At 58.9% G+C, this 24,679-nt stretch carries 22 protein-coding genes and 1 tRNA gene; 8 read left to right on the top strand and 15 right to left on the bottom strand.

Annotation, left to right across the window (positions count from 1 at the left end; translation table 11 throughout):
• Positions 1-207: 207 nt before the first annotated feature.
• Positions 208-293 (bottom strand) — tRNA-Leu (locus HMPREF2682_RS01635).
• Positions 294-515: 222 nt separating this feature from the next.
• Here HMPREF2682_RS01635 and pepN point away from each other — a divergent pair.
• Both pepN and HMPREF2682_RS01625 read left to right on the top strand, forming a co-directional pair.
• Positions 516-3,188 carry an aminopeptidase N gene (gene pepN / locus HMPREF2682_RS01630; RefSeq protein ID WP_070830781.1) on the top strand — a complete coding sequence of 891 codons (2,673 nt, stop codon included), beginning with the start codon at positions 516-518 and terminating at the stop codon, positions 3,186-3,188.
• A gap of 389 nt (positions 3,189-3,577) precedes the next feature.
• Entirely contained in the window at positions 3,578-4,834 is a 1,257-nt protein-coding gene (locus HMPREF2682_RS01625; RefSeq protein ID WP_070830779.1) for an HIRAN domain-containing protein, read from the top strand.
• A gap of 224 nt (positions 4,835-5,058) precedes the next feature.
• Here the strand turns inward: HMPREF2682_RS01625 and HMPREF2682_RS01620 are convergent, their stop codons facing one another.
• The 6 genes from HMPREF2682_RS01620 to HMPREF2682_RS01595 all read right to left on the bottom strand — a co-directional run bounded on the left by HMPREF2682_RS01620 (position 5,059) and on the right by HMPREF2682_RS01595 (position 10,469).
• Positions 5,059-6,246, bottom strand: coding sequence for an LCP family protein (locus HMPREF2682_RS01620; protein ID WP_049347609.1), 1,188 nt, complete (start codon positions 6,244-6,246; stop codon positions 5,059-5,061).
• 327 nt (positions 6,247-6,573) lie between these two features.
• Complete coding sequence (locus HMPREF2682_RS01615) at positions 6,574-6,828, bottom strand: type B 50S ribosomal protein L31 (protein ID WP_005506069.1); 255 nt, start codon at positions 6,826-6,828, stop codon at positions 6,574-6,576.
• 253 nt (positions 6,829-7,081) lie between these two features.
• A complete protein-coding gene (locus HMPREF2682_RS01610; RefSeq protein ID WP_070830777.1) occupies positions 7,082-7,960 on the bottom strand; it encodes a TrmH family RNA methyltransferase in 879 nt (292 codons plus the stop codon).
• Entirely contained in the window at positions 7,957-8,745 is a 789-nt protein-coding gene (locus tag HMPREF2682_RS01605; RefSeq protein WP_049327170.1) for an ABC transporter ATP-binding protein, read from the bottom strand. Before HMPREF2682_RS01605 ends, HMPREF2682_RS01610 begins: the two co-directional genes overlap by 4 nt.
• 191 nt (positions 8,746-8,936) lie before the next feature.
• Positions 8,937-9,680 carry an SDR family oxidoreductase gene (locus HMPREF2682_RS01600; RefSeq protein ID WP_070830776.1) on the bottom strand — a complete coding sequence of 248 codons (744 nt, stop codon included), beginning with the start codon at positions 9,678-9,680 and terminating at the stop codon, positions 8,937-8,939.
• Between the two features lie 72 nt (positions 9,681-9,752).
• Complete coding sequence (locus tag HMPREF2682_RS01595) at positions 9,753-10,469, bottom strand: beta-ketoacyl-ACP reductase (protein WP_005509097.1); 717 nt, start codon at positions 10,467-10,469, stop codon at positions 9,753-9,755.
• Between the two features lie 286 nt (positions 10,470-10,755).
• Here HMPREF2682_RS01595 and HMPREF2682_RS01590 point away from each other — a divergent pair, with 286 nt between their 5' ends.
• Positions 10,756-10,983 (top strand): hypothetical protein, encoded by a 228-nt coding sequence (locus HMPREF2682_RS01590; protein WP_049341258.1) that lies wholly within the window; start codon positions 10,756-10,758, stop codon positions 10,981-10,983.
• Positions 10,984-11,169: 186 nt separating this feature from the next.
• Positions 11,170-11,898 (top strand): metal-dependent hydrolase, encoded by a 729-nt coding sequence (locus HMPREF2682_RS01585; protein WP_070819629.1) that lies wholly within the window; start codon positions 11,170-11,172, stop codon positions 11,896-11,898.
• 774 nt (positions 11,899-12,672) lie between these two features.
• Here the strand turns inward: HMPREF2682_RS01585 and abc-f are convergent.
• Positions 12,673-14,271, bottom strand: a complete 1,599-nt coding sequence (abc-f, locus tag HMPREF2682_RS01580; RefSeq protein ID WP_012903566.1) for a ribosomal protection-like ABC-F family protein — start codon at positions 14,269-14,271, stop codon at positions 12,673-12,675.
• A 291-nt stretch (positions 14,272-14,562) separates the two neighbouring features.
• Between abc-f and HMPREF2682_RS01575 the strand changes: the two genes are divergently transcribed.
• Genes HMPREF2682_RS01575 through HMPREF2682_RS01565 form a run of 3 tightly spaced genes read left to right on the top strand, consistent with a single transcriptional unit; the run spans position 14,563 to position 16,809 of the window.
• Positions 14,563-15,204, top strand: a complete 642-nt coding sequence (locus tag HMPREF2682_RS01575) for a biotin transporter BioY (protein ID WP_070830774.1) — start codon at positions 14,563-14,565, stop codon at positions 15,202-15,204.
• 32 nt (positions 15,205-15,236) lie between these two features.
• Positions 15,237-16,145 (top strand): energy-coupling factor ABC transporter ATP-binding protein, encoded by a 909-nt coding sequence (locus HMPREF2682_RS01570; RefSeq protein WP_049341264.1) that lies wholly within the window; start codon positions 15,237-15,239, stop codon positions 16,143-16,145.
• Positions 16,135-16,809: an energy-coupling factor transporter transmembrane component T family protein gene (locus HMPREF2682_RS01565; RefSeq protein WP_049341266.1), complete on the top strand. Its 675-nt coding sequence runs from the start codon at positions 16,135-16,137 to the stop codon at positions 16,807-16,809. Before HMPREF2682_RS01570 ends, HMPREF2682_RS01565 begins: the two co-directional genes overlap by 11 nt.
• 80 nt (positions 16,810-16,889) lie before the next feature.
• Here HMPREF2682_RS01565 and HMPREF2682_RS01560 read toward each other — a convergent pair whose 3' ends face one another.
• Positions 16,890-17,744 (bottom strand): DUF4253 domain-containing protein, encoded by an 855-nt coding sequence (locus tag HMPREF2682_RS01560; protein WP_070830772.1) that lies wholly within the window; start codon positions 17,742-17,744, stop codon positions 16,890-16,892.
• A gap of 540 nt (positions 17,745-18,284) precedes the next feature.
• Here HMPREF2682_RS01560 and HMPREF2682_RS01555 point away from each other — a divergent pair.
• A complete protein-coding gene (locus HMPREF2682_RS01555) occupies positions 18,285-18,785 on the top strand; it encodes an HD domain-containing protein (protein WP_070830770.1) in 501 nt (166 codons plus the stop codon).
• An 81-nt stretch (positions 18,786-18,866) separates the two neighbouring features.
• Here the strand turns inward: HMPREF2682_RS01555 and HMPREF2682_RS01550 are convergent, their stop codons facing one another.
• The 6 genes from HMPREF2682_RS01550 to HMPREF2682_RS01525 form a co-directional block, all read right to left on the bottom strand.
• On the bottom strand, positions 18,867-19,445 hold the full coding sequence (locus tag HMPREF2682_RS01550; protein WP_049354621.1) for an Ltp family lipoprotein: 579 nt from the start codon (positions 19,443-19,445) through the stop codon (positions 18,867-18,869).
• 238 nt (positions 19,446-19,683) lie between these two features.
• Positions 19,684-20,013 (bottom strand): metal-sulfur cluster assembly factor, encoded by a 330-nt coding sequence (locus HMPREF2682_RS01545; protein WP_005506103.1) that lies wholly within the window; start codon positions 20,011-20,013, stop codon positions 19,684-19,686.
• A gap of 39 nt (positions 20,014-20,052) precedes the next feature.
• On the bottom strand, positions 20,053-20,811 hold the full coding sequence (gene sufC, locus HMPREF2682_RS01540) for a Fe-S cluster assembly ATPase SufC (RefSeq protein ID WP_005509109.1): 759 nt from the start codon (positions 20,809-20,811) through the stop codon (positions 20,053-20,055).
• Positions 20,812-20,830: 19 nt separating this feature from the next.
• Entirely contained in the window at positions 20,831-22,105 is a 1,275-nt protein-coding gene (gene sufD / locus HMPREF2682_RS01535; RefSeq protein ID WP_070830768.1) for a Fe-S cluster assembly protein SufD, read from the bottom strand.
• Complete coding sequence (gene sufB, locus HMPREF2682_RS01530) at positions 22,105-23,562, bottom strand: Fe-S cluster assembly protein SufB (protein ID WP_070830766.1); 1,458 nt, start codon at positions 23,560-23,562, stop codon at positions 22,105-22,107. Before sufB ends, sufD begins: the two co-directional genes overlap by 1 nt.
• A gap of 187 nt (positions 23,563-23,749) precedes the next feature.
• Positions 23,750-24,616 carry a helix-turn-helix transcriptional regulator gene (locus tag HMPREF2682_RS01525; RefSeq protein WP_070830764.1) on the bottom strand — a complete coding sequence of 289 codons (867 nt, stop codon included), beginning with the start codon at positions 24,614-24,616 and terminating at the stop codon, positions 23,750-23,752.
• Positions 24,617-24,679 lie beyond the last annotated feature (63 nt).

The raw sequence follows: 24,679 nt of genomic DNA, 5'->3' as shown, positions 1-24,679 counted from the left end.
GGTCGCATTAGATACTTCTATCCTGTATCCACCGCTCACAATATGATTGGCTCACCGACATCCTAGTAGAGCACCATACCACTACTTCAAGAAGAAGCAACTAACATGCCTATGCAATCAATAAATTAGCAACTGAGGGCATAAATTCCGCTTTCATGGATTCCGGCATACAAAAATCCCCGGTTCCGAAGAACCGGGGATTATCTGTGCGCGAGGGGGGACTTGAACCCCCACCCTCTAATACGAGGACTAGCACCTCAAGCTAGCGCGTCTGCCTATTCCGCCACCCGCGCAGGTGACTTTCGAACGTTTTCCTTTCGGCGCCGTTCGAAGCAACACGTAATACTATACGGGCTTTCTGAGCACTCCGCAAATCGAAAGAGTATGTTCTGTGTCACACATTCGAGGTTGGTTGGTTCCCCACACCCCGGGTGATCTTCTCGCACCTTGAGTAATATGACCGGCACGCCCACTCAACTGCCATATTTCCGGTCATACCGACTAGAATAAAGAGCATGAATAATGAGAACCTCTCCCGCGAAGAAGCCGCAGAACGTTCGGCTCTCATCAGTGTCGACACCTACGACGTGCATGTCGACCTGACTAACGCCAAGGACCCCGAATTCGAGTCCTACCCCACCGTCACCACCGTCCGATTCTCCTGCAACACCCCCGGCGCAGAAACCTTCATCGACTACATCCACCACAGCGTCGACTCCGTTAAGCTCAACGGTACCGAACTGACCCTGGCTGATGTCGTCGACGGCGCACGCATCACCCTGACCAACCTGCAGGCAGAAAACGTACTCACCATCCACGGTCGCTCCTACTACTCCCGCTCCGGCGAAGGTATGCACCGCTACTTCGACCCCTCCGACGGTCGCGTCTACCTGTACACCCAGTACGAGCCCTCCGACTGCCGCCGAGTTTTCCCGAACTTCGAGCAGCCCGACCTGAAGGCAGTCTTCAACTTCCGCATCACCGCGCCCAAGGACTGGGTCGTCAGCTCCAACGGCGTACTCGAAAGCCAGGTCGTAGACCCCACCGACGACTCCATCACCAAGCGAGTCTTCTCCCCCACCGCAAAGATCTCCACCTACATCACCGCAATCGTTGCCGGCGAATACTTCACCGCAACCACCACCTACAAGCCCAAGAGCAAGGTCAACAGCGGCGACATCCCCCTGGTCGCATACTGCCGCCAGTCCCTCAAGCCGCACTTCGACTACGACCACATCTTCAAGGTCACCAAAAACGGCCTGGACTTCTTCCAGGACCTCTTCGACTACCCCTACCCGTACCCCAAGTACGAGCAGGCATTCGTGCCCGAATACAACATCGGCGCAATGGAGAACCCCGGCCTGGTCACCTTCACCGAAGACTACATCTTCGTTTCCGGCGCAACCGAGGACGACCTCGAAGGCCGCACCAACACCATCTGTCACGAAATGGCACACATGTGGTTCGGCGACCTCGTCACCATGAAGTGGTGGGACGACCTGTGGCTCAAGGAATCCTTCGCAGACTTCATGGGCACCCTCGGCGCCAAGGAAGCCAACAACTTCAACGACGCATGGGTCACCTTCGCGAACAACCGCAAGGCATGGGCATACATGCAGGACCAGCTGCCCACCACCCACCCCATCGTCGCTGACATCCCCCACCTGGAAGCAGCATCGCAGAACTTCGACGGCATCACCTACGCAAAGGGCGCATCCGTGCTCAAGCAGCTGGTTGCCTACGTCGGCTTCGACACCTTCATCGAAGCAGCACGCGTGTACTTCAAGCGCTTCGAGTGGGGCAACACCTCCCTGAACGACTTCCTGCAGGTACTCAACGAGGTGTCCGGCCGCGACATGCAGGCATGGGCTAACGCATGGCTGCAGACCTCCGGCGTGTCCGCACTGGGCACCAAGCGCGTCTACGGCGAAGACGGTCAGCTCACCGACCTGATCCTCACCCAGGAACTGCCCGCACAGCAGCCCGCAGGTCTGGGCCGCCCCCACGTGGCAAAGCTGGAAACCTTCGCGCTGACCGACGGCAAGCTCGTCTCCACCGGCCTGCTCTCTCTCGAGTACCCGGCAGAGCCCGTCTCCGAGCACCGCGTAGAGCTCACCGACGACCAGAAGAAGCTCGTGGGCGAAGCAGACCTGCTCATGCTCAACGCAGAAGACCACACCTACGCCAAGGTCGCCCTGACCGACGAAGACGGCCTGCAGGCAGCTATCGAAGGTGTCTCCACCCTCGAGTCCGCACTCTCCCGCGGCCTCATCTGGGGCTCCCTCTGGGAGAACGTGCGCGATGCACGCCTGCCCGTCACCACCTACGTCGACGCAGTGGTCCGCAACGTCTCCAAGGAGCCGAGCGCATCCCTGCTGGGCACCATGGTCAACAACGCACAGGTCGCTATCGCAACCTTCTCCGCACCCACCGGCCGCGAGCGCCTCTACGACGCTCTCTACGACGCATTCGCAGCCGCACTGGCACAGGCTAAGCCCGGCTCCGATGAGCAGCTGATTCTGCTGCGCGGCCTGATTTCGGTCTCCACCAACGCGACCAAGGGTGAAGAGCTCTGCCGCGATATTGCCCGCGGTGCGTTCGAAGACACCACCGGCGATATTGCTGACGCAACCGGCATTCCTTACGACCAGAACCTGGGTTGGAGTGCACTGGGTGCGCTCGCAAGCCGTAACCTGGTGACTGTTGAGGATCTGGACCGTGCGGCTAAGTACAGCCCCTCCTCGATTTCTTCGAATGGTTACGCGTACGCGATTGCTGCTCTGCCCTCTGCTGAGCGTAAGGCTGCGGCGTACAAGACCATCATGGAAGACGAGTCGCTGTCGAACGACGCTCTGGCTTCGACCATTAACGGTTTTGCTCGCGGTCCGGTTGAGCTGTGTGAGTCCTACTACGACTCCTACTTCGAGGCTCTGCTGCCCCTTTGGGCGTCTCGTTCGATTGGTATGGCGACCCGCATTGTGCGTGGCCTGTACCCGAAGGCTCCGTACAACACCGGCTCCACCGAGGGTCTGGGAGTTGAGGGTAACCCCTCCGTGGCGCTGGCTCAGCGTTGGCTGGAGGCGAACCCCGAGGCTCCTTCGGCTCTGCGTCGTCTGGTTCTGGAGGCTCAGGATCACGGCCGCCGTTCGATTGTGGCTCAGAAGTTCAACGCTTCCCTGCAGGACTAAGTTGCATGGTTTGAGTAGCTGAGGCGGGGTATGGACCGGCACCTAGACTAGGTTCCGCTCTCCCCCGCTAGGTTCTCTAGCCTCTTTGAGAGACTGCCGTTCGGCACGCTCCCGGTAACGCACCGGGACCTGCCGGGCGGTGGTCTTTTTCTGGCTCATCTATAGAATTCACAGCGGCAGTGTGCCGTCTAAATATTTCCCTCATGCGGCGGTTCACACACTGACGTGGGCACTCATTATCGGGGCAGTTTCACCGGGGCACAAAACTATATGCACCCGGTGCTAAAAGACAGATAAATGTCACCCCTTTTTGTGAGCTGTCCACTCTGAAAGCATGAGAGAATAGACTAGGTATCCGCTCGCTTAGACATATTCAGAAGGAGTTTTCAGTGGTCGATTACGCACTCGGTGACCGCGGTAGCGTTAACATCGTCACCGATGATTACTACGAAGCAGAAACCCTCCAAATTTTCGAGGAACTGCACATCGACCGTGAACGTATCTGGTACGGTGAAGCGCGCCTCGTTCCCGAACCGGATAACCCCTACGAGCCCAATAGCATTGCCGTCTACATTGACGAATTCAAGGTAGGCCGCATGAGCGCGGCAGACTCCGCCGCGTACTGGGATTCCATTACCCGCGTGGTCGCCTCCGGCTACGAACCCATCGCGCACCTGCAGCTCTCCGCTGTTGCCGTACGCGCTGAAGGCGGCGGCATGCACGTGAAGAGCACCGGCGTGCTCTCCCTGTCCGCACCCGGGTCCCTCTTCCCCCTCAACGACGCACCGACCCGCGCGACCCTGCTGCCCCAGGGCCCCTCTATGAAGGTGCTGGACGAGAAGGAACACTCCGAATACCTGCACAGCATCCTGCCGCCCAGCGGTGAGGGTCGCGTCATTCTGACCCTGGAAGCGAACCAGCTGAAGACCTCCGACGGCCGCGTTGTTGACAGCGTGGAGGTGCGCCACGACCGCAAGCTCGTCGGTCGCCTGAGCACCCAGATGTCTGAGCAGCTCGCACCCGTGATTCGCTACGCGTTCGAGAACGACCGCCTCACCAGCGCATGGGGCACTATTCGCGGTAACACCCTTGAGCTGTCGCTGACCGTTCAGGCGGCACGCCCCGCAGATATTCCGCAGGAATGGTACGAGACTCTGCCCAACAACGTTCCGGCTCTACTGCCCGTTGGTGAAGACTACGATGTGCCCCCGGCATTCGTGCCCACCGAAGGTGAACGCCACTACCTGGAGTCTTCCGCACAGCAGGCTCCGAAGAAGCGTCGCGGTTTCATGAGCTCCCTGACCGGTGGTTCCTCCACCCCCGAGCCGACCCGCAGCGAACCCGCCGCAGAGAAGCCTGCCATCGAGTACAGCATTGAGGAAGAGGAATACTACGAGCCCTCCGAACGTGAGCGTCTTCTGAATCTGGTTAAGGGTGCAGGCCTCGCAGTTCTGGTCGCCGGCCTGATTTCGATGCTGTGGACCCCGATGCTCGGCATGCTCATCGCGATTCTGGGTGGCGCTGTCGCGGCTGTAGCGTTCTACTTTGGTCGCCAGCCCCACTACGACGACTACGAGGAATACGACGAGTACGAGGAAGAATACGAAGAGACTGACGAGGCTGAAGAAGCAGACTCGAAGGCATAAACTCCTTCCCAACAGGACGTAAAAATACGAAAGGGGCGACTACCCCACCATCACGGTGAGGTAGCCGCCCCTTTCGTGCGCCCAGCAGCTCTCATGAACGTTTCTCTACACGCTAACGAAAGCCCCTGCGGGTGCCCGCGTTCCAGGACTCTCCGGAATCGGTTAAAAACCAGCGGGGGTAAAAGCCTCATCAGCTTTCACCCCCCCCCGCAAGGAGTCAGACCTTAGTCCTGACCGTAAGTCGCCATGAACTGATCCATCGTGTCATTCTGCAGAGCATGTGCCAGCTGCGCATTTGCAGCCTGGTCTACAAAAATGATTGACTGACCATCGTAAGACCAGCCCGGACCCGCGTTCGGCAGGGTGGTCATACGCATCGTGGTGTCACCACTAGTCAGCACCGGAGCCGCAATCTGAGCAATCTGCGCTGCGTTTAGACCCTGGTCCACGCGCATATAGTCAGTCAGAGACTCGATAGAAGACTGGAAAGATGCCACGTTGCTCAACGCGCCCTTCGCCTTCATCGTGTTGTACAGACCGCGCAGGAACGCACGCTGGTTACGGACACGCTGGTAGTCGCCATCAGCGAAAGAGTAACGTTCACGAACAAAGCTCAGAGCGCCACTACCGTTGAGGTGCATCAGACCCGGAGTAAAAGTCCAGACATTACTGGTGAATGCGAAGGGAACCTGAACGTCCACGCCGCCAATAGCGTTCACGAGAGACTTGAAGCCTTCAAACTCAATCTCAGCCACGTGGTCGATCTTGACGCCCACCAAGTTCTCGATGGTAGCAACCTGCAGGGAAACACCGCCATAGTTCAGTGCTGCGTTCACCTTAGCCGTACCATATCCGGGAATATCAACCCAGGTATCTCGCATAATCGAGATGATGTACACGCCCTTGCCGTCAGCCGGGATGTGCATGAGCATAATGGTGTCTGCACGGGAACCGCTCACCAGAGCTGCATCAGCGCCGGTACGAGTATCGCTACCGAGCAGCAGGATATTCTTGCCGGGGCCCTTGATAACGCCGTAATTATAGCCGTTATCCAGGATACCGTCGCCGTCCTTATCGTGCTCGCTGGCGTTCGCTGCAAGAGCCGCGGCAGCATCGGAGCCGTTAGCGTTAGTGCCGTTCTTGCCAGTATCCGAGTTAGTCACGGTCGGAGCCTTCAGCTCCGTCACGTTGAGCTTCTTAGCCTCGCCAAGCTGCTCCTTAATTTTGCTGAGGTCTTCATCCACCTTAGTGATGGAGTCGAACTTCTCGGTCTTGCTATCCCAGGTGTGGCCAGCACGCCAGATAAAGAAACCAATACCGAGGGTAATAACCAGCAGAAGAATCAGCAGGATCAGCAGAATACGCTTGACCCATTTCTTCTTCTGCGACGGTTCAGAGTGAGCGTCGCTCATTAAGTTGTCCTTTGTTTGAGGTGGTGATACGCGAGGTGCGCGGCGCATCCAGCGAAGTCTCTAGAGTGCAGAGAGCCGGAAAATAACCCGCCGATGTGGGGCGGTGCTGGAGGGCACAGAAAATGCACAGCTCGCAAAATACTTTCCCATTGTAACGCCGTCAGCGGGTCTACGCACCAGTGAACGAAAGGTTTTACATTACAACTTTCCTCACGTTCGCGCGAGCTATTCTGCGATGGTTCGCAGAACGCACAATGCCCCGCCTCCCTGAAAACCAAGGAGAACGGGGCATTGATTTCGCTAAAAAGCAAAACTGGGAAAGAAGATTTACTTCTTACCGAAGTTGCCGAAGCGTGCGTTGAAGCGCTCGACGCGACCTGCGGAGTCCATGATGCGCTGCTTACCGGTGTAGAACGGGTGCGACTCGGACGAGATTTCAACCTCGACGATCGGGTACTCGTTGCCGTCTTCCCACTTCTCGGTCTTGTCCGAGGTCATGGTGGAACGGGTCAGGAAGACCTTGCCGGATGCGAGGTCGCGGAACAGAACCAGGTTGTAGTCCGGGTGGATTTCTGCCTTCATTGATTACCTTCTTCTGCTACTGGATTTTGCCAGTAGCCCTTATATAGATGGAGTAGGTTTTTCGATGTGCAGCTATCGAGAAAATCTCAGAGCGCATCACCATTGTGCACGCATAGGGCGCGCACAACCCATTAAGGGTACCACCTTCACGGATTAAATCCCAGTACGTTCCCTCACAGGCACCAACCTAGCTGCCGCAAGAGCACCCGAAGAAGGCGCTCACGGGGGTTAAGAATCAAGCTAGGAACTCAGGTTATGAACGCGGGCGGGTCTCCCAGAACGCCACGGCACTCGCCGCCGCAACATTCAAAGAATCCACGCCGTGCGACATCGGAATCATCACCGTATCGTCACACGCAGCCAGGGTGCGGGGCGACAGTCCGTGCCCCTCCGTGCCCAGAATCAGCGCAAGCTTCTCATCCCGGCGGGCAGACAGCTCCTCCAGGGTCAGCGAGTCCTCTTCCAGTGCGAGCGCTGCGCTCTTAAAGCCCAGCTCGTGCAGGGTCTGCAGGTCTGCAGGCCACGACTCTAGGCGAGCCCACGGCACCTGAAAAACGGTACCCATCGACACGCGAATCGAGCGGCGATACAGCGGATCAGCGCACCGCGGAGTCACCAGTACAGCATCCACGTTCAGCGCGGCAGCCGAACGGAAAATAGCTCCCACATTCGTGTGGTCCACAATATCTTCCAGGATTGCCACGCGAGAGGCACCCTGCAGCAACTGCTCCAGAAGCTGCGGCGCAGGACGAGCCATCGCCGCCAACGCACCACGATGCAGATGAAAACCGGTCACCTGCTCCAGCTGTTCCTCACTACCCACATACGCGGGAGTGTCAGGATGGGCGCGCAAAACATCCGCCAAATCATCAGCCCACTTCTCACTCATCAGGAAAGAAACGGGCTGATGACCGGCAGCGAGCGCACGACGAATCACTTTGGAAGACTCCGCAATGTAAATACCCCACTGCGATTCCATGGCGCTACGGAGCTTCACATCGGTCAGCTGCGTGTAGTAGCGCAAAGCCTGCTCGGGTGCCTGCGCCAGAGCAGTGACCGACTCGATGGCGTAGACACGCTCGGCACGCTCAGCGATCTGTTCGGCGCTCAGCTGCTTTGGGGCACGGCTCATGCGCGCTTGAACGCGGAGTAACGACCCGCGGAGGTGACGGTCAGAGCCAGGTCCATGTCGTAGGTTGCTGCGAGGTTCGCCTCGGTAATGGTGGACAGGATCGGGCCGGCGGCGACCACGCCACCGTCACGGACCAGCAGGGCGTGGGTGAAGCCCGCCGGGATTTCCTCGAGGTGGTGGGTGATGAGCACGGTAGCCGGTGCGTAGGGGTCGGCGGCAAGTGCGGTCAGACGCTCGACCAGGTCCTCACGGCCGGAGATGTCCATGCCTGCGCCGGGCTCGTCCAGCAGCAGCAGTTCGGGGTCGGTCATGAGGGCGCGGGCAATCAGTGCACGCTTACGCTCGCCGTCGGAGAGGGAGCCGAAGGTGCGGTCAGCGAGGGTGTCGACACCCCATTCAGCCAGCAGCTCGGTGGCGCGCTCGTCGTCCATGACGTCGTATTCTTCCTTCCAGCGGCCGGACACAGCGTACGCTGCGGTCACGACAACGTCGGAAACCTTCTCGTTGGCGGGAATCTGGTTTGCCGAAGCACCGGAGGACAGACCAATGCGCGGGCGCAGGTCGAACACGTCAACAGCGCCGAGGGTCTCGTCAAGGATTTCAACCTCGCCGCTGGTCGGGTGCAGGCGGGCTGCCGCAACCGACAGCAGAGTGGACTTACCGGCGCCGTTGGGGCCCAGAACAACCCAGCGTTCACCTTCGTTCACAGTCCAGGAAACGTCGTTGAGAATCTTGCGGCCGCCGCGAATCACGGAGACATTCTGAAGGTTGAGTACGGTGCTCATGGTTCTTCTTCCAGTGAGTTAGATGGATGGGATGCGCCCCCCTACCTCGCAACCTAGCCTGGTTGCCGGTGCAGTGAGCGCATAGTGCGCGGGTACCCCACATTGGGTTCCTCGCGCAAAGAATAAGGGGCTACAGGTGCCGCCACGGAAGGCGTGAGCGCATCCGTAACGGCACCTAAAGCAACAGAGTATTAGTCGATGAAGCCGCGTGCGCCACCGACCAGCTCAACGTGGCCGGTCTCAACGTCTGCGGTGACCATCTTCGCGATTTCCTGCGCGAACTCGTTGACGGTGTAAAGCTTGCCGGCGGTCTCGCGGCGCTGCTCAATAGCGCCGGGGTGCAGGCGGTTCAGCAGGGTTGCGGTGACGGTGCCTTCAATCATGTCAGCGGACACCACGACCAGGGAGATGCCCTTCTCGGAAAGTGCGGGGATCTCGGCGATCAGCGCGTCTTCGCCTGCGCGCTTGGACTCTGCGACGGGCTTGTACTCGTCCATGGTCTCAACCTCGCGGATGAAGTGTGCCTGGTGGCTGGTCACGAACACGATGCGTGCGCCTTCGGGCATCTTCTCTGCAGCCAGGCGTGCCAGGTTCAGCTGTGCGTCACGGTTCAGGCGCATTGCGTAGTCTTCGCCCATGCCGGTTTCCATACCGCCCGAAGCGTTCAGGACCAGGTAGTCCAGGGAACCGAAGGTCTCCACGGCGGTGTTGACGAGGTTCTGCAGGTCCTCGCTGTTGGTCACGTCAGCCTGCACTGCGATTGCCTTGCCGCCAGCCTCTTCAATAGCCTTGACAATCTTGTTTGCGCGCGGTGCCTTGGAGCGGTAGTTCACCACAATGTTCGCGCCCTCAGCGGCGAGAATCTGTGCGGTGTCTGCGCCAACGCCGCGGGAGGAGCCGGTGATGATAATGGTTTTGCCGGTCAGCTGTGCCATAGTGTTATGTCCTTAGGTTTAGAAAGGGTGCGCCCACGTTCGGGCGCTTCATGCAGTCCGTACGGGGTGGGGTTAGTGACCCATGCCCAGGCCACCATCAACGGGGATGACAGCGCCAGAAATGTAGCTAGCCTCATCGGATGCGAGCCAGCGAATCACGCGAGCGACCTCTTCTGCCTCCGCGAAACGACCAGCCGGGATGGACGCCAGGTAGTTCTTCTTGGTCTCTTCGGGCAGAACCTCGGTCATTGCGGTGTTAATGAAGCCCGGTGCCACCACGTTAGCGGTGATGTTACGGCCGCCCAGCTCACGGGTGATGGAGCGTGCCATACCGACCAGTGCAGCCTTAGATGCGGAGTAGTTGACCTGGCCGGGGGAACCGTACAGACCCACCACGGAGGAAACCAGGATGATGCGGCCGCGCTTGAGCTTCAGCATGCCCTTGATGGCGCGCTGAACCACGCGGAAAGAACCGGTGAGGTTGGTGTCTACCACGTCGGTGAAGTCGGATTCCTTCATGCGCATCAGCAGCATGTCGCGGGTGATACCTGCGTTGGCGACCAGCACCTCCACGGGGCCAAATTCTGCTTCAATTTCCTTGAATGCTTCGTTAATGCTGTCGGCATCGCGTACATCTGCCTTGACGGCGAAAAATTCTTCGGGGGCTTCACCGCTACGGTAGGTGATGCAGACGTTGTGTCCTGCTGCCTGGAATTCCTTGGCAATTTCGTAGCCGATGCCTCGGTTGCCGCCGGTGACCAGCACGGTCTTGGGAGTGTTCTCGCTCATGAGCTTCCTTGATGAGTCGACCCCTCACGATCAGAGCCGATGCAGCGGCTACGCGGTTGGGGTGTGGACGGATGGACAGACAAACCCTATTTTACCGCGTTTTAGCGCAAAGGTGCCGCAGGCTACACTCCACTCTTGAACACTGAACACCTGCTCCTCTTCTTTTACATGCCTCATCGGGCGCGTACACTAGCTGAAGCGGAACAGCCCGCACCCCTTTTCTGCCCGGTCGCGCGGGCACGGAATAACACCGCACGTCGAGGCGCAATAGTAAGGATAAGAAGACATGGATCTGCTCGGTTCACTTTCTCAGGATGCACAGCCCGAGTACGCCAAGTGCTCCCGCAAGGGCTGCCAGCAGGCGGCAGAATTTCAGTTGCTCTGGAACAACCCGAAGGTGCACGCCCCCGAGCGCCGCAAGATCTGGTTGGCGTGCTCCGAGCACGTGGGCTGGCTGGAGAATTACCTGCGCGAGCGTGAGTTCTGGAAGCAGACTCTGCCCTTTAAGGGGTAGTGCCACTTGAGAGGTGATGCCGCTTGAGGTGGCTCCACTTGAGTAATAACCCAGCCTATCGAAAGTAATTTCGATATATGCTATATTTGTTCTAATTAGTTCGAGTGAACATCCCGGCACCCAGGCAACCACACTCGCAGGGCAATCACACTCGCTGAGCAATCGCATTCAAGGAGGCACCTCCCCATGATGGGCTATTCGCACACCGTCAGCGCCGCAGCTGGCTGGCTAGTGCTCGTCGAGACGGGAGTGGTGCAGGTTCCCGATACCCCCACCCTCATCGTGACCACCCTGGCGTGCGCCGGTGCGGGCATGCTACCGGATATTGACCACCACAACGGCAGTATCGCCAACTCCATCCCGCCCATTTCACGCTGGGTAGCACGCATTGTTGGGGCAGTCAGCGGCGGACACCGCAAGGGAACGCACTCCATTTTGGGTCTGGTAGCTTTCTGGGCAATTGCCTATTTCAGCGCCAACCTGAGCTACAACGGAATCCCCTGGGCTTCACTACTTCTTGCCGCGTTCTCGGGCGGTCTGGCATTGCGCGTGCTCGGCGCACCGGGTGGATGGATCGGTGCCGTCGCCCTCGGGTACGCCGCCTACACGACTGATTCGCTGGCACTGCTCCCCTGGGCTATTTCGGTCGGCGCCACCATTCACCTGATTGGCGATCTACTGACAACCCGCGGACTGCTGCCCCTCTACCCCATTGTTATCAAACCCCTGGTGGCGTCCCCCCTATGGAAAAAGAGCGGCTACATGGCACTGCCTATTCTGGGCGATGCTGGCAGCGTACGCGAGAAGGCACTCGTTCTAACACTGACCGGGTACATCGCCTGGTACGCGGCAGCCATGATGGGCTTTACCGAATACCCTCTGCAAATGTTCGGACTGGGTATTCACGCCGCATAACGTGCCGCATAACTAAATTCTCACCGAGGACAGCAAAGCGCCCCGTCACTTCCCTACGGAAGCGGCGGGGCGCTTTTCTAATCCTTATCCCGACCTATCGGGGTGAGAGATTAAGCGTCCTGGATGGGCCAGAAGACGTCAACCTCAACGTTCTCTTCACCGGAGGTGGGGTACTTCTCGAACTCAGTGTTGTGCATTGGCAGTTCTCCTTCGTGAGCGGGCGGGAATCTCTTCTCCCCCGCGTTAGCTCACCATCGGTAGTGAGCCCTAATGTTTCGCATTTGCGTCCTCGCAATGGCGGGAACAGTTATAAGTCTACGCCCCACGCATGTTGTGTTTCTACCATTTTTCCCACAATGTATGTAGAGACACATGAAAAATTCGAAAAGCCCACACAGACCCCCTGAAATATCGCCTGAGAGCTTTTCTTTCCCTCAGAAAAACCCACAAGGCAACATTATTTCCCGTCAAATACGCCGCAAGTTTCGTGTGTCAGAACCCACAGTTCCCATGCACAAGAACGCAATAACAGCACACACGCTCAGAAAACAATACAACCCCACGGGTCAGGTCACATTTTTCCGCACTATTCACGAAAAAAATACCGACAACATCTCCGCAACACATTTTCAGAACATAAAAAATACGCCCTGGACAATACGCCGCAAACAATACGCCCCGGACAATAAATCAACGCGCAATACACGCAAAGAGACCCCGACACCACACGGCACCGGAGCCTCCCCCACGCTTTGATGTTCAGCGAATATTGCTTTAAGCCAGCGAAATCAGGTCCTGGTATTCCTTCGACCATAGGTCCTCCACCGCATCCGGCAGAAGCAGCACACGCTCAGGATCCAGCGCCTCCACGGCACCCTCATCGTGAGAAACCATCACGATAGCGCCCTGGTACGCCTTCAACGCGTTCAGAATCTCCTCACGCGAGGCGGGGTCCAGGTTGTTGGTCGGCTCATCCAACAGCAGCACGTTTGCACTCGACGCCACCAGAGTCGCCAGGGACAGACGGGTCTTCTCACCACCGGAAAGCACACCGGCAGGCTTATCCACGTCATCACCGGAGAACAGGAACGAACCCAGAATCGTGCGCACACGGGTGTCATCCAGATCCGGCGCGGCAGACTTCATGTTCTCAAAGACAGTGCGGTCACCATCAAGAATTTCGTGTTCCTGCGCAAAATAGCCCAGCTTCGCGCCGTGACCGTACACGACCTCACCCGTATCAGGCTCGGTGGAACCAGCCAGCATGCGTAGCAGAGTGGTCTTACCGGCACCGTTCAGACCCAGCACCACCACGCGCGAACCGCGGTCAATCGCCAAGTCAACGTCCGTGAAAATTTCCAGGGAGCCATAAGACTTCGACAGGCCCTGAGCAGACAGCGGAGTCTTACCGCACGGCGCCGGATCCGGGAAGCGAATCGCTGCAACCTTATCGCTCTGACGCTCATCCTCCAGGCCGCGCAGAAGCTTTTCAGCACGCTTAATCATCTGCTGAGCGGCAACAGCCTTCGTCGCCTTCGCGCGCATCTTATTCGCCTGCTCCATCAGAGCATTCGCCTTCTTCTGCGCATTCGCACGCTCACGCTTGCGGCGATGCTCGTCCTGCTCACGCTGAGTCAGGTAGTTCTTCCAGCCCATGTTGTACTGGTCAATCACGCAGCGGTTCGCGTCCAGGTAGAAGACGCGGTTGACGACCAGCTCCATCAGGTCAACATCGTGGCTAATGACCATCAGGCCGCCCGAGAAGTTCTTCAAGAAGTCACGCAGCCACAGAATCGAGTCGGCATCCAGGTGGTTGGTCGGCTCATCCAGAAGCATGGTGTCCGCATTGGAGAAGAGAATACGCGCCAGCTCCACACGGCGACGCTGACCACCCGACAGAGTAGACAGCGGCTGGGCGAGCACACGCTCCGGCAGGTCCAGGTTGGAGGTGATGACCGCCGCCTCCGACTCAGCCGCGTAGCCGCCACCGGCAATGAACTCAGCCTCAAGACGGTCGTAGCGGCGCATACCCTTAGCGCGCACCGCCGGGTCTTCACTCGCCATATCGTCCTGCGCCTGACGCATCTTACGCGCCACACCGTCCAGGCCACGCGCCGAAAGGATGCGGTCACGCGCCAGCTGGCTCATGTCATCCACCTTCGGGTCCTGCGGAAGGTAGCCGATAGTGCCGCTGCGGGTCACCGTACCGTCAGCGGGCAGGGTCAGACCGGCAAGCACCTTAGTCATAGTGGTCTTACCGGCACCGTTGCGGCCCACCAGACCGATCTTGTCGCCCTTATCGATGCGGAAGGTGACCTCTTCCATGAGCAGGCGCGCGCCTGCACGCAATTCGAGGTTCTGTACAGCAATCATGGGTGCCTTTCCGGATGGCGGTCTGGTGTGTGGGTTGATAGTGCTCGGTAGGCGGGATTTGCCGGGTTAGAGGCGGCGAGCGCGCAGAGCACCTCATCAATTTTAGTGCAGGTGTGCCGAGTGCGCATGTGGGGCACCTTTTGTTTTTGTGGTATGCGGTGTACTATACATACCGAACACCATTCATAGAACATTGTTCAAAACTGGGTTGTGACAAACAGTCAACCACCGCCACCCTCAACTCTGTAGAAAAATCTGCAGAGCAATACGCATCAAAGGAGTACCACCCCAATGACCGATTCCGTGCGCGAATCAGCCCAGGAACCCCAGGCACCCCAGGCACCGCGCCGTAACGTAGCGGCAAAGACCTCCCTCGCCACCGACCTCTCCCTCATCGCAGTGTTCGCGGGCTTCATCGCCGCGCTCGCCATCATGCCCGCCGTCAGCTTGGGCGGCGTTGCGGTTCCCTTCACCTTCCAGACCCTCGGCATTTACATCACCGCACAGGTGCTCGGCGGCAAGCGTGCCACCGCCTCCGTGGCGCTGTACCTGCTGGTTGGTTTCGCTGGCCTGCCCATCTTCGCTAAGGGCGGCGCCGGTTTGGGTACGCTCGCCTCCCCGAGTGCTGGCTACCTGCTCGGCTTCCTGCCCTTCGCCGCTATTGCCGGTACCCTCGCATACCTGCTCACCCGCAACACCCGTTCGATTGGTGCGACCTTCCTTATGGCTCTGGTCGCGAACTTCTGCGGTTTTGTGGTTCTGACCGCCTGCGGTATCGCCGGTATGATGGTGAACGCCCACATGACTTTTAACGCCGCATTCAGCGCGGCAATGGTATTCGTTCCCTGGGATCTGGTGAAGTCCACGATCGCGGTTCTGGTTGGTTTGTCGGTACGCCGCGCCTTCCCGTCCCTGGCTTCTGCCCAGCGTTAAAAGCACACGATGTGCCACACGAGAGGATAGCTATGTTTTTTCGCCGCTCCACGCGCCAGCCTGCACCGCAACAGGTGCAAGGCGAGCAGGCAGTGAGCGCCTCTACCAGCATGCCCGCCCTTGAGCTTGAATCGGTGAGTGTTTTCACCGAGCTGCCCGAAGGCGGGCATCGCCGTATCCTCAAGGATGTGAGCCTGCAGTTCACGGCGAAGCGCACCGCGGTGCTGGGTCTGAACGGTAGTGGCAAGTCTACCCTACTGGGGCTTTTCAATGGGCTCACCCACCCGGATGAAGGTATTGTGCGCGTGAACGGTGTCGACACTCTGGAGGCACCGAGCCGCGGCTCGCAGGGCACTCGCGGTAATTCCCAGGGCGCTCGCGGTCATTCGCAGGGCGCTTTTGAGGGTGTGGGCATGCTTTTCGCCCAGCCGGAGGCGCAGCTGATTATGCCCACCGTTGCCGAAGATATTGACCTGAGTCTGCGCCGTGCCGCCGCCGTTGAAGGTAGTGCCCTCAGCGGTGGGCAGCGCCGCGAACGGATTCGTGAACTGCTCCGCGAGCGCGGCCTCGAACGCCTGGAGGACCAGAGCGTTTTCACCCTCTCAGGAGGCGAAAAGCAGCTGGTTGCTCTCACCAGCGTGCTGGCGGCGCGCCCGCAGATTCTTCTGCTCGATGAGCCGACCACCCTGCTGGATTTGCGCAATCGCGCGCGGCTACTCAAGCATTTGGAGTCGCTGGATCAGATGCTGGTGCTCAGCACGCACGACCTGGATTTGGCGGCGTCCTGCGATGAAGCCGTGATTATTCATGACGGCCGTTTGCTCGCTCAGGGGGATGCGGGGCAGCTGGTGCAGCAGTACCGCACGTGGTGTGCCGAGGGGTTTCCCAACGAGGGTGCGACCGAAGGTCTGGATTCGGCAGGAGGCGCGCATGGGCGCTAACACGCCGCGCGTGAATCCTCGCCCCGCCTCCCAGGGCTCGGATTTCAACCCCGGTACTCTGCTGGTGGGTTTCTACCAGCCGTTGAACACGCCGGTGCATCGGGCGCCGCTATGGTTCAAGGGCACGCTCTTCTTTGGGCTGTTTCTGCTGTTGGCGGTGACCGGCTGGCAGGTGGCGCTGGTGGCTTTGGTTGCCTCCACGTTCTGCGCGTTGTGGGCTGGTGTGCCCGCCTCCCAGCTGTGGCTGGTGGTTCGTACGCTGTCTCTGCTGCTACTGATTATGGTCGGCTATTACGTGTTTACGGGCCAGTACGCCTCCGGCGCGGATGCTATCGCGACTATGCTGACGGCTTTTTATGCGTCCCGCGCTCTGCTGGTGAGCACTCCCCTGCCGGTTCTGATTGATGGCTTTGTGAGGCTGTGTTCGCCGTTGCGTTTCGTGGGTCTTTCCCCAGAGCGTCTGGGTCTGCTGATTGCGTTGATGGTCCGGTCGATTCCGGCGCTCATGGACCGTTGGGGTGCGTTGCGCAGGGCGGCAGTGGCGCGTAACCTGCCCAAGCGCATGTATTGGCGGTTGCTGATTCCGTGGGTGGTGCAGGCGGTTGATTACGCGACGGCGACCGCTCGTGCTTTGCGGGCGCGACACGTGGACGAGCTGAAATAGCGCAGATACGCGAGAGGGGCGGAGTGAACCGTGTAGGTTCATCCCGCCCCTTCGTTTTAACTCGCCTAGCTTAGGCTGGTTTAGGGCGTTTCAATGAGGAGCACCGCCGGGAGCTGCTCCCACCACAGGTACCAGTCGTGCTGACCGTAGAGCGCCTCCACGAGCTTGTCGAAGCCGCGGTAGACGCGCACCGGCATTGCCGAGGAAACCATCGTGTGCTCCACCGCCAGGATCTCTGCGTCGCGGCGGGTCGTGACCGGTACCGGCGTGTAGAACTCGATAAAGTCTGAGGCGATAACAGCCGGGTAGGCGTCATCGCGTTCAAGCCAGTAGCGGGCGATGGACAGCATCGCCTCGGGGCTGGGGCTGGAATCCCACCCGCCGAAGGGCAGGTAGGCGAATACCCCGGAGGCATCCCGCAGCGGCAGGTCCATAATCAGCAGTTCCGCGGCACGGTCAATGTCGGTGGCTTTGACCTTCTCGTTGATGATTCCGGCGGTCAACTCGAAGGGGTACTCCGCTTTCAGAGGCTGACCGATGTCATCTTCTCCGAGTTCGCCGTTCTCCATGAGACGGCGGTAGGTCTGCAGGTAGGCGCTCTCGTTCAGGTGCCGGAACGCCTCGTGCGCGGCGACTTCTACACCGACTTGATCCAGGTAACGATGCTGGTCGGTGATGAGCTCGTGTGCGTACCGCTTGACGGTGTCGGCGGTGATGTCCTGTACTGGGGTTGAGGTACGTAGGGAGACGTTATTCTCAATGGTCCCGAGCAGGGTCGGGTCGAGGGCAACCACGATGGGGGTTGTTCCCCGGTTCTTGCCCTCGTAAAGGTGTTCGAGGTATCGCCGGTTAAGTTCGGCTCGTGGGGCGCCGTGGCGGATTCGCTCGTGTGGGTAGGGGTACAAAGCGACGAAGCGCTCGTAGAGCTCTGCCATGGTGTTCTCCGATGTTTGGTTGCCCCCAGTTTAGCGCGTATTTTCGCGGAAAAATACGGGTTTCTGGAGGTTTTGGGAGGGCACGCAGGGCGGGTGATTTTTTCGTTTGATGAGTGTGTATCGGTGTGTGCTAAACACGCTTAAACTGCCTTTGTGTTGGGCGGTTTGTGTGCCTGTTTTCGCCAGAAAAAGTTAGAAATTTTTCGCCACCATATGAGATTTTGGGCGGGTTACACTGGGCGGCACGAAAGGGTTCGGCGGACACTTTCGCGGTGGTGCGGGGCGCCTCCTGCGGGTCGGTATCCGCTGCAGAACTCTGGTAGAACAGGCACCAAGTTTATGATTTGCAGACATAAAGCACCCTATTTTCTTCTTCGGCGCGTCATATTTGACGTATTAAGGGTGTTTCGGGCGAGTTCCGCCACCGCAGCCCCACAGCTGGCGTAGAGTGTTGGTACCAGCTACCACCCGTGCCGCGTTGGTGCGGAAAACGTCGCTGAGACCATCAACTCGCAGGAGTTCAAACCAACGGAGGTTCTCATGTCGAATAACTACTACAAAGAGATGGTTCGCCTGGCAGACAGCATCGCTGATAAGGCGCATGAGGGGCAGACTGACCGTAACGGCTGGCCCTACATCTCCCACCCTCGCCGTGTGGCTCTTGGGGTACGTAAGCTTGCGTGTGAGTTGGCTGCCGCGACTCACCCTGATATTTCTTTGGAGGAGCTGAAGGCTGAAGCGCAGATCGTGGCGCTGCTGCATGACACGGTGGAGGATACCGGCGTTTCTCTCGCTTATCTGGCTCGTCACTTCTCGGCGCGTATTGTGGATGCGATTGATGCCTTGACCCGCCGCCCGGGTGAGTCGCGTGAGTCGTATCTGAGCCGGGTGCGTGTGAATGATTTGGCTCGTCTGGTGAAGCTTGCCGATATTGCGGATAATACTGACCCGCAGCGTTTGGCACTTCTGGAGGAACCGACTCGTACCTGCCTCATGATCAAGTATGAGCACTCGCTGAAGCTGCTGCACCTGAACGACTAGGTTCAGCGCTAACCGAAAATAGAAGCCGCCCGGTATGGATTGTGTTCCATGCCGGGCGGCTTCTATGAATCATCTATTGAATTAGCTCAGGTGAGTGACTGCGTAGTCAGCCTCTTCCTCGGTGAAACCTTCAACGGAAGAAGTCAGCTGAGAACGGATTGCTTCAGGAGACATGTTCATCGTCTTCTGGTAGCTCTTTGCGCTTTCCAGGGCATTTGCGTTCCAGTCAGCCTTCATATTGTCTACTGCGTACTGAGCAGCTTCAGGAGTGAACTTTTCGAATTCACTGGTGAGCTGGTCGTAGATACGCTGCTTGGACATGTGCATGGTGCGAGAATAAGACTCCGCCTTCTTCAAAGCAGACTTATATTCAGTGGGAACGCTGTTATCATTCTGCTTTGCGTTGGATTCCGCCCCAGCCACGGGAGAGGATTCAGTACCAGTTTTCTGAGAAGCCTCAGTAGTAGCAGAAGAAGAATCAGCAGCTACCGAAGATGAAGAACTGCTCGCACTCGTCGACTTGCTGGAGCCGCCGCCCATCATCGAAGCGCAACCGCCAAGAAGAACAAGAATAACGAGAGTGATAAACCACCAACGGAGGTAGAAAGGCTTCTTCTTAACGTAGACAGAACCGTCAGCGGCAATAATCTTTTGTGCCATGATTTCCTTTCGGCTTCCCCCAAGCAACCGTTGCATGGAGAAAACCAATATGAAGTGAGTGGATAATTCACAAGGAAATATACTTGACCCCCCCCCATTGTCAAAGCAGCAAAAATTGGCTTCGCCCAAAACAAACATCAACTGCCCATATGCCCAGTACCTCACAAAAAATACCCGCCCGGTGCCGAAGGCATACACCTTCCGCACCGGGCGGGTACCTTATCTGCGAGTCAGGAGCTTAGATGTTGAAGCCCAGCGCGCGCATCATATCGCGGCCGTCCTCAGTAATACGCTCCGGGCCCCACGGCGGCATCCAAACCCAGTTCACACGCCAAGAATCAACCAGGTTATCCAGGTTGCTCTGAACCTGCTCCTCAATAACCTCCTGCAGCGGGCACGCCGCAGTGGTCAGAGTCAGGTCCAGAATGAGGGTTCCATCCTCATCCCAGCGCAGACCGTAGAGCAGACCGAGGTCAACAATATTGACGCCGAGCTCCGGGTCAATGACCTCCTTGAGGGCTTCCTCAATCTCTTCCTGAGGAACACGACCCTGCACAGTCTCAGTCATAGTCCTATCTTTCTGTCAGAATCCGGTAGGAGAAGAAGCTTACTTCTTGCCCACGTAAGAAACGTAGCCCTCTTCTTCCAGGCGGTCAGCCAGCTCGGGGCCGCCCTGGTCAACCATCTTGCCGTCCACGAACACGTGCACGAACTGCGGCTTGATGTAGCGCAGGATGCGGGTGTAGTGGGTAATCAGCATGACGCCCATGTCGTTAGCCTCGTGCGCACGGTTCACGCCCTCAGACACGATCTTCAGTGCGTCAACGTCCAGACCGGAGTCGGTCTCATCCAGGATGCCGAACTTGGGCTTGAGCAGCTCCAGCTGAAGGATCTCGTGGCGCTTCTTCTCACCGCCGGAGAAGCCCTCGTTCACGTTACGTGCGATGAAGTCGGGGTCAATCTCCAGGTTCTTCATGGCTTCCTTAACGTCCTTGGTCCAGGTACGCAGGGAGGGAGCCTTGCCGTCCACAGCGGTCTTTGCGGAGCGCAGGAAGTTGGACATGGTCACACCGGGGATCTCAACCGGGTACTGCATAGCCAGGAACAGGCCTGCGCGTGCACGCTCGTCCACGCTCATCTCGGTGATGTCCTCACCGTCGAGCAGGATCTGACCGGAGTCAACCTGGTACTTGGGGTGGCCAGCAATGGTGGAAGCCAGAGTGGACTTACCGGAACCGTTCGGGCCCATGATTGCGTGAATCTCGCCCGAGTTGATGGTCAGGTTAACGCCCTTCAGGATAGGCTTGGTGGTTTCGTCGTCGAGGATAACCGAGACGTGAAGGTCCTTGATTTCAAGAGTAGACATTGATTTCTCCTGGTAAAGCTTAGTTGTTGCTGAGGGCGAGCTCTGCCTCAAGGGCCTCGGTGAGCTGCTCTTCAAGTTCGGGAACACGAATCTGCTGAATGATCTCGTTCAGGAAGCCGCGCACGACCAGACGGCGTGCCTCAGCCTCCGGAATACCGCGAGCCTGCAGGTACCACAGGTGCTGCTCATCGAGCTGGCCGGTGGTGGATGCGTGGCCGGCGCCCTCAATCAGGCCGGTCTCAATCTCCAGGTTCGGCACGGAGTCGGCGCGGGGGCCAACTTCCAGCAGCAGGTTACGGTTCAGCTCGTAGGTGTCGGTGCCTTCTGCATCCTTACCAATCAGAACGTCACCAACCCATACGGAGTGCGCACCCTTACCCTGCAGCGCGCCCTTGTAGGTCACGCGGGACTTGCAGTTGGGTACGGAGTGGTCCACGAACAGGCGGGACTCAATGTGCTGGCCAGCGTCTACGAAGTACAGGCCGTACATTTCAGTCTCAGCGCCGGGAGCGGTGAACTTGGTGGAGGGGGTCACGCGCACCAGGTCGCCACCGAGGGACACCACAACGTGCTTGAAGCGTGCATTGCGGCCCAGCTTAGCGTAGTGTGCGGAGGCGTGGATTGCGTCGTCAGCCCACTGCTGGACGGACACGACGTTCAGCTCAGCCTCGTCGTTCACCACGAACTCAACGTTCTGTGCCAGGATGGTGGAGCCGGTGTGGCGCAGAACCACGACAGCCTTCGAGAAGGGCTTAGCCTCAATCACGATGTGCTGTGCGGCAGCCTCGTTGCCGGTGCCGGTGATGTCGATTTCCACGTGCTCAGCCAGTTCAGCTTCGGCGGGGATGGTCACCACGGTTGCTTCGGTGAAGCTGGACCATGCGTTCGCTGCCACGCGGTCCTCGGGGATACCTGCGGAGCCGATACGTGCATCCTCGCGGGAGACGGTCTCAACCTGAACCTGCTCGGGTGCGGTCACCTTCGGTGCCGGTGCGGTGCCGGTCAGCTTCTCCAGGTGCAGGCCGCCCAGACGCTTCAGCGGGGTGAAGCGCCAGTCCTCTTCACGACCGGTCAGGGGCGCGAAGTCCTCCACATTGAAGGAGGTCTTACGCTCTGCACGGGATGCTTCGAGTACCTTCTGGACGTTGTTCGGGTTGGAGCCCTGGTGGTGTGCCTCGGTGGCACGGTACAGGGTGTCATCGTGGGCGAACTCGGTGGCGAGCTTCTCGCCCTCCTGGTCCATGCCGGGGATGATCGGGGAGTGGTAACCCAGGGTTTCTTCGTTGGTCGGCATTAGCCCACAGATCCTTCCATCTGAAGTTCGATCAGGCGGTTCAGTTCGAGTGCGTACTCCATCGGCAGCTCACGGGCGATAGGCTCAACGAAGCCGCGGACAATCATCGCCATTGCTTCTTCTTCGCTCAGGCCGCGCTGCATCAGGTAGAACAGCTGGTCCTCGGAGACGCGGGAAACGGTCGCCTCGTGACCCATGGTCACATCGTCCTCGCGGACATCCACGTAGGGGTAGGTGTCGGAGCGGGAGATGGTGTCCACCAGCAGTGCGTCACAGACCACGGAGGACTTGGAGTGCTTAGCGCCCTCACGCACCTGAACCAGGCCGCGGTATGCGCTACGGCCGCCGTTACGTGCCACGGACTTGGACACAATGGTCGAGGAGGTGTTCGGCGCAATGTGAACCATCTTCGAACCGGTGTCCTGGTGCTGACCCTCACCCGCGAATGCGATGGACAGGGTCTCACCCTTAGCGTGCTCGCCGACCATGTAAACAGCCGGGTACTTCTGGGTGACCTTCGAACCGATGTTGCCGTCCACCCATTCCATGGTGGCGCCCTCGTGCGCAACCGCACGCTTGGTCACCAGGTTGTAGACGTTGTTCGACCAGTTCTGGATGGTGGTGTAGCGAACGCGTGCGTTCTTCTTCAGCACAATCTCAACCACTGCGGAGTGCAGGGAGTCGGACTTGTAGATGGGGGCGGTGCAGCCCTCAATGTAGTGAACGTAGGAGCCCTCGTCAGCGATGATCAGGGTGCGCTCGAACTGGCCCATGTTCTCGGTGTTAATACGGAAGTACGCCTGCAGCGGGATCTCCACGTGAACTCCCGGGGGAACGTACACGAAGGAGCCACCGGACCACACGGCGGTGTTCAGTGCGGAGAACTTGTTGTCACCAATCGGGATGATGGAGCCGAAGTATTCCTTGAACAGTTCGGGGTATTCGCGCAGACCGGTGTCGGTGTCGACGAAGATCACGCCTTGCTTCTCCAGGTCCTCACGGATCTGGTGGTACACGACCTCGGACTCGTACTGTGCAGCCACACCCGCAACGAGCGAGTTACGCTCAGCCTCGGGAATGCCCAGACGCTCGTAAGTGGTGCGGATGTCCTCGGGCAGTTCATCCCAAGAAGCCGCCTGACCCTCGGTCGAACGCACGAAGTACTTGATGTTGTCGAAGTCGATTTCGGAAAGATCCGCGCCCCAGGTGGGCATGGGCTTACGCTCGAAGAACTTCAGCGCCTTCAGACGCATGTCCAGCATCCACTGGGGTTCGTTCTTCTTCGCAGAGATGTCGCGCACGACGTCCTCGTCCAGGCCGCGCTTTGCTACCTGGCCTGCTGCGTCGGAGTCTGCCCAACCGTACTCGTAGTTACCAATGCCCTCGAGTTCGGGGTTCATCTCCAGGATCTCTGAAATGACGGTGTCGTTGGCGTTCTGCCCAACTTTCTCAGTCATTACGGCCTTTCTTCGATGGTTATTACATTTCTCTCCGTCACCTGCCGGTTGCAGGCGCGGTAGTTTAGGGGCTGATGCCGCGCTCAACCACGACGCGTAGCGGTGCGTGGTGTGGGCGGGTTTCAGCGTGCGGGTCGCGCCCCTTACGGGTTCGTCAGGGGCGTGCCGCCGGGTACTGCTGTGAGTGTTACGCGGAAGGTTTCTCTGCGGATTCCTCGGCGTTCTTCTCGCTCTCGGCGGTGACGCGGTTCAGGGGCACGTGCGTGGTACACACGTGAGCGCCCGAAGCCATGGTCGAGAGCCTACGCACATCAACGCCGAGCAGGTCGGAAATAATCCCGGTTTCCTGTTCGCAGAACACCTGGAAGTCGCCGGCGAGGTCGCGTACCGGGCAGTGGCCCTGGCACAGCTGAATGCTCGCGAGAAAGTGTTCGGGAACAGTTCGTCCTGCAGGAGGCGCGGTGACCTGAGCTGTCGCCACGAAACCGTCCTTGCTCATGGCTTCTGCGAGCGCCTGCGCTCGGGCTGCCACGTCGTCTCCGGCGGCTTCTACGACGGGTCGGTAGCGGGCTTCCATTTCTGCGGCGCGGGCGGAGGCGAAAGCTTCGAGGGCTTCCTGGCCGACCGTGTCGCGGAGCATTTGCAGGGCGTCGCGGGCGATGATGAGGTAGTCGTTGCCGAGGCGTTCGTGGCCCTGGGGGGCGATTACGTAGCGGCGGGCGGGCCGTCCGGCTCCGGCGCCGTGCTTCTTGATGGGCGCGACCTCGATCATGTTGTTGGATTCGAGGGCGTCGAGGTGGCGGCGTACCGCTGCGGGGGTGAGGCTGAGGAGCTCACCGAGGGTTGCTGCGGATACGGGGCCGTTGTTGAGAACTTCGCGGAGAACGCGGTCCCTGGTGCGTTCTTCTGCCTCGGCTTTGCGCTTGGATGTGCGTGCCGCGGAGGACTTGGTACTGGAAGCACCAGTAGAGCCCGAGGCGGCGGTTCGGGTGCCGTTTCGGGTCTGCGCCTCGTTCGTTGAGGCGCGCTGAGAGGTCTTGTTCACGGAATACACAAATAAAGTATGTCCTAATTACTTTTTCTTTGGCTAGTTAGGTACCCCTACTTGATAACTTTT

The organism is Rothia sp. HMSC061D12 (genome assembly GCF_001836735.1).
Taxonomy (GTDB): Bacteria; Actinomycetota; Actinomycetes; order Actinomycetales; family Micrococcaceae; genus Rothia.
This window is presented reverse-complemented; position numbering and strand designations above follow the sequence as displayed.

Bases quoted from the DNA above. Each gene is read 5' to 3' on its own strand.
- pepN (WP_070830781.1), top strand. From the start codon at position 516: ATGAATAATGAGAACCTCTCCCGCGAAGAAGCCGCAGAACGTTCGGCT.
- HMPREF2682_RS01620 (WP_049347609.1), bottom strand. From the start codon at position 6,246: ATGAGCGACGCTCACTCTGAACCGTCGCAGAAGAAGAAATGGGTCAAG.
- HMPREF2682_RS01615 (WP_005506069.1), bottom strand. From the start codon at position 6,828: ATGAAGGCAGAAATCCACCCGGACTACAACCTGGTTCTGTTCCGCGAC.
- HMPREF2682_RS01610 (WP_070830777.1), bottom strand. From the start codon at position 7,960: ATGAGCCGTGCCCCAAAGCAGCTGAGCGCCGAACAGATCGCTGAGCGT.
- HMPREF2682_RS01605 (WP_049327170.1), bottom strand. From the start codon at position 8,745: ATGAGCACCGTACTCAACCTTCAGAATGTCTCCGTGATTCGCGGCGGC.
- HMPREF2682_RS01600 (WP_070830776.1), bottom strand. From the start codon at position 9,680: ATGGCACAGCTGACCGGCAAAACCATTATCATCACCGGCTCCTCCCGC.
- HMPREF2682_RS01595 (WP_005509097.1), bottom strand. From the start codon at position 10,469: ATGAGCGAGAACACTCCCAAGACCGTGCTGGTCACCGGCGGCAACCGA.
- HMPREF2682_RS01590 (WP_049341258.1), top strand. From the start codon at position 10,756: ATGGATCTGCTCGGTTCACTTTCTCAGGATGCACAGCCCGAGTACGCC.
- HMPREF2682_RS01585 (WP_070819629.1), top strand. From the start codon at position 11,170: ATGATGGGCTATTCGCACACCGTCAGCGCCGCAGCTGGCTGGCTAGTG.
- abc-f (WP_012903566.1), bottom strand. From the start codon at position 14,271: ATGATTGCTGTACAGAACCTCGAATTGCGTGCAGGCGCGCGCCTGCTC.
- HMPREF2682_RS01575 (WP_070830774.1), top strand. From the start codon at position 14,563: ATGACCGATTCCGTGCGCGAATCAGCCCAGGAACCCCAGGCACCCCAG.
- HMPREF2682_RS01570 (WP_049341264.1), top strand. From the start codon at position 15,237: ATGTTTTTTCGCCGCTCCACGCGCCAGCCTGCACCGCAACAGGTGCAA.
- HMPREF2682_RS01565 (WP_049341266.1), top strand. From the start codon at position 16,135: ATGGGCGCTAACACGCCGCGCGTGAATCCTCGCCCCGCCTCCCAGGGC.
- HMPREF2682_RS01560 (WP_070830772.1), bottom strand. From the start codon at position 17,744: ATGGCAGAGCTCTACGAGCGCTTCGTCGCTTTGTACCCCTACCCACAC.
- HMPREF2682_RS01555 (WP_070830770.1), top strand. From the start codon at position 18,285: ATGTCGAATAACTACTACAAAGAGATGGTTCGCCTGGCAGACAGCATC.
- HMPREF2682_RS01550 (WP_049354621.1), bottom strand. From the start codon at position 19,445: ATGGCACAAAAGATTATTGCCGCTGACGGTTCTGTCTACGTTAAGAAG.
- HMPREF2682_RS01545 (WP_005506103.1), bottom strand. From the start codon at position 20,013: ATGACTGAGACTGTGCAGGGTCGTGTTCCTCAGGAAGAGATTGAGGAA.
- sufC (WP_005509109.1), bottom strand. From the start codon at position 20,811: ATGTCTACTCTTGAAATCAAGGACCTTCACGTCTCGGTTATCCTCGAC.
- sufD (WP_070830768.1), bottom strand. From the start codon at position 22,105: ATGCCGACCAACGAAGAAACCCTGGGTTACCACTCCCCGATCATCCCC.
- sufB (WP_070830766.1), bottom strand. From the start codon at position 23,562: ATGACTGAGAAAGTTGGGCAGAACGCCAACGACACCGTCATTTCAGAG.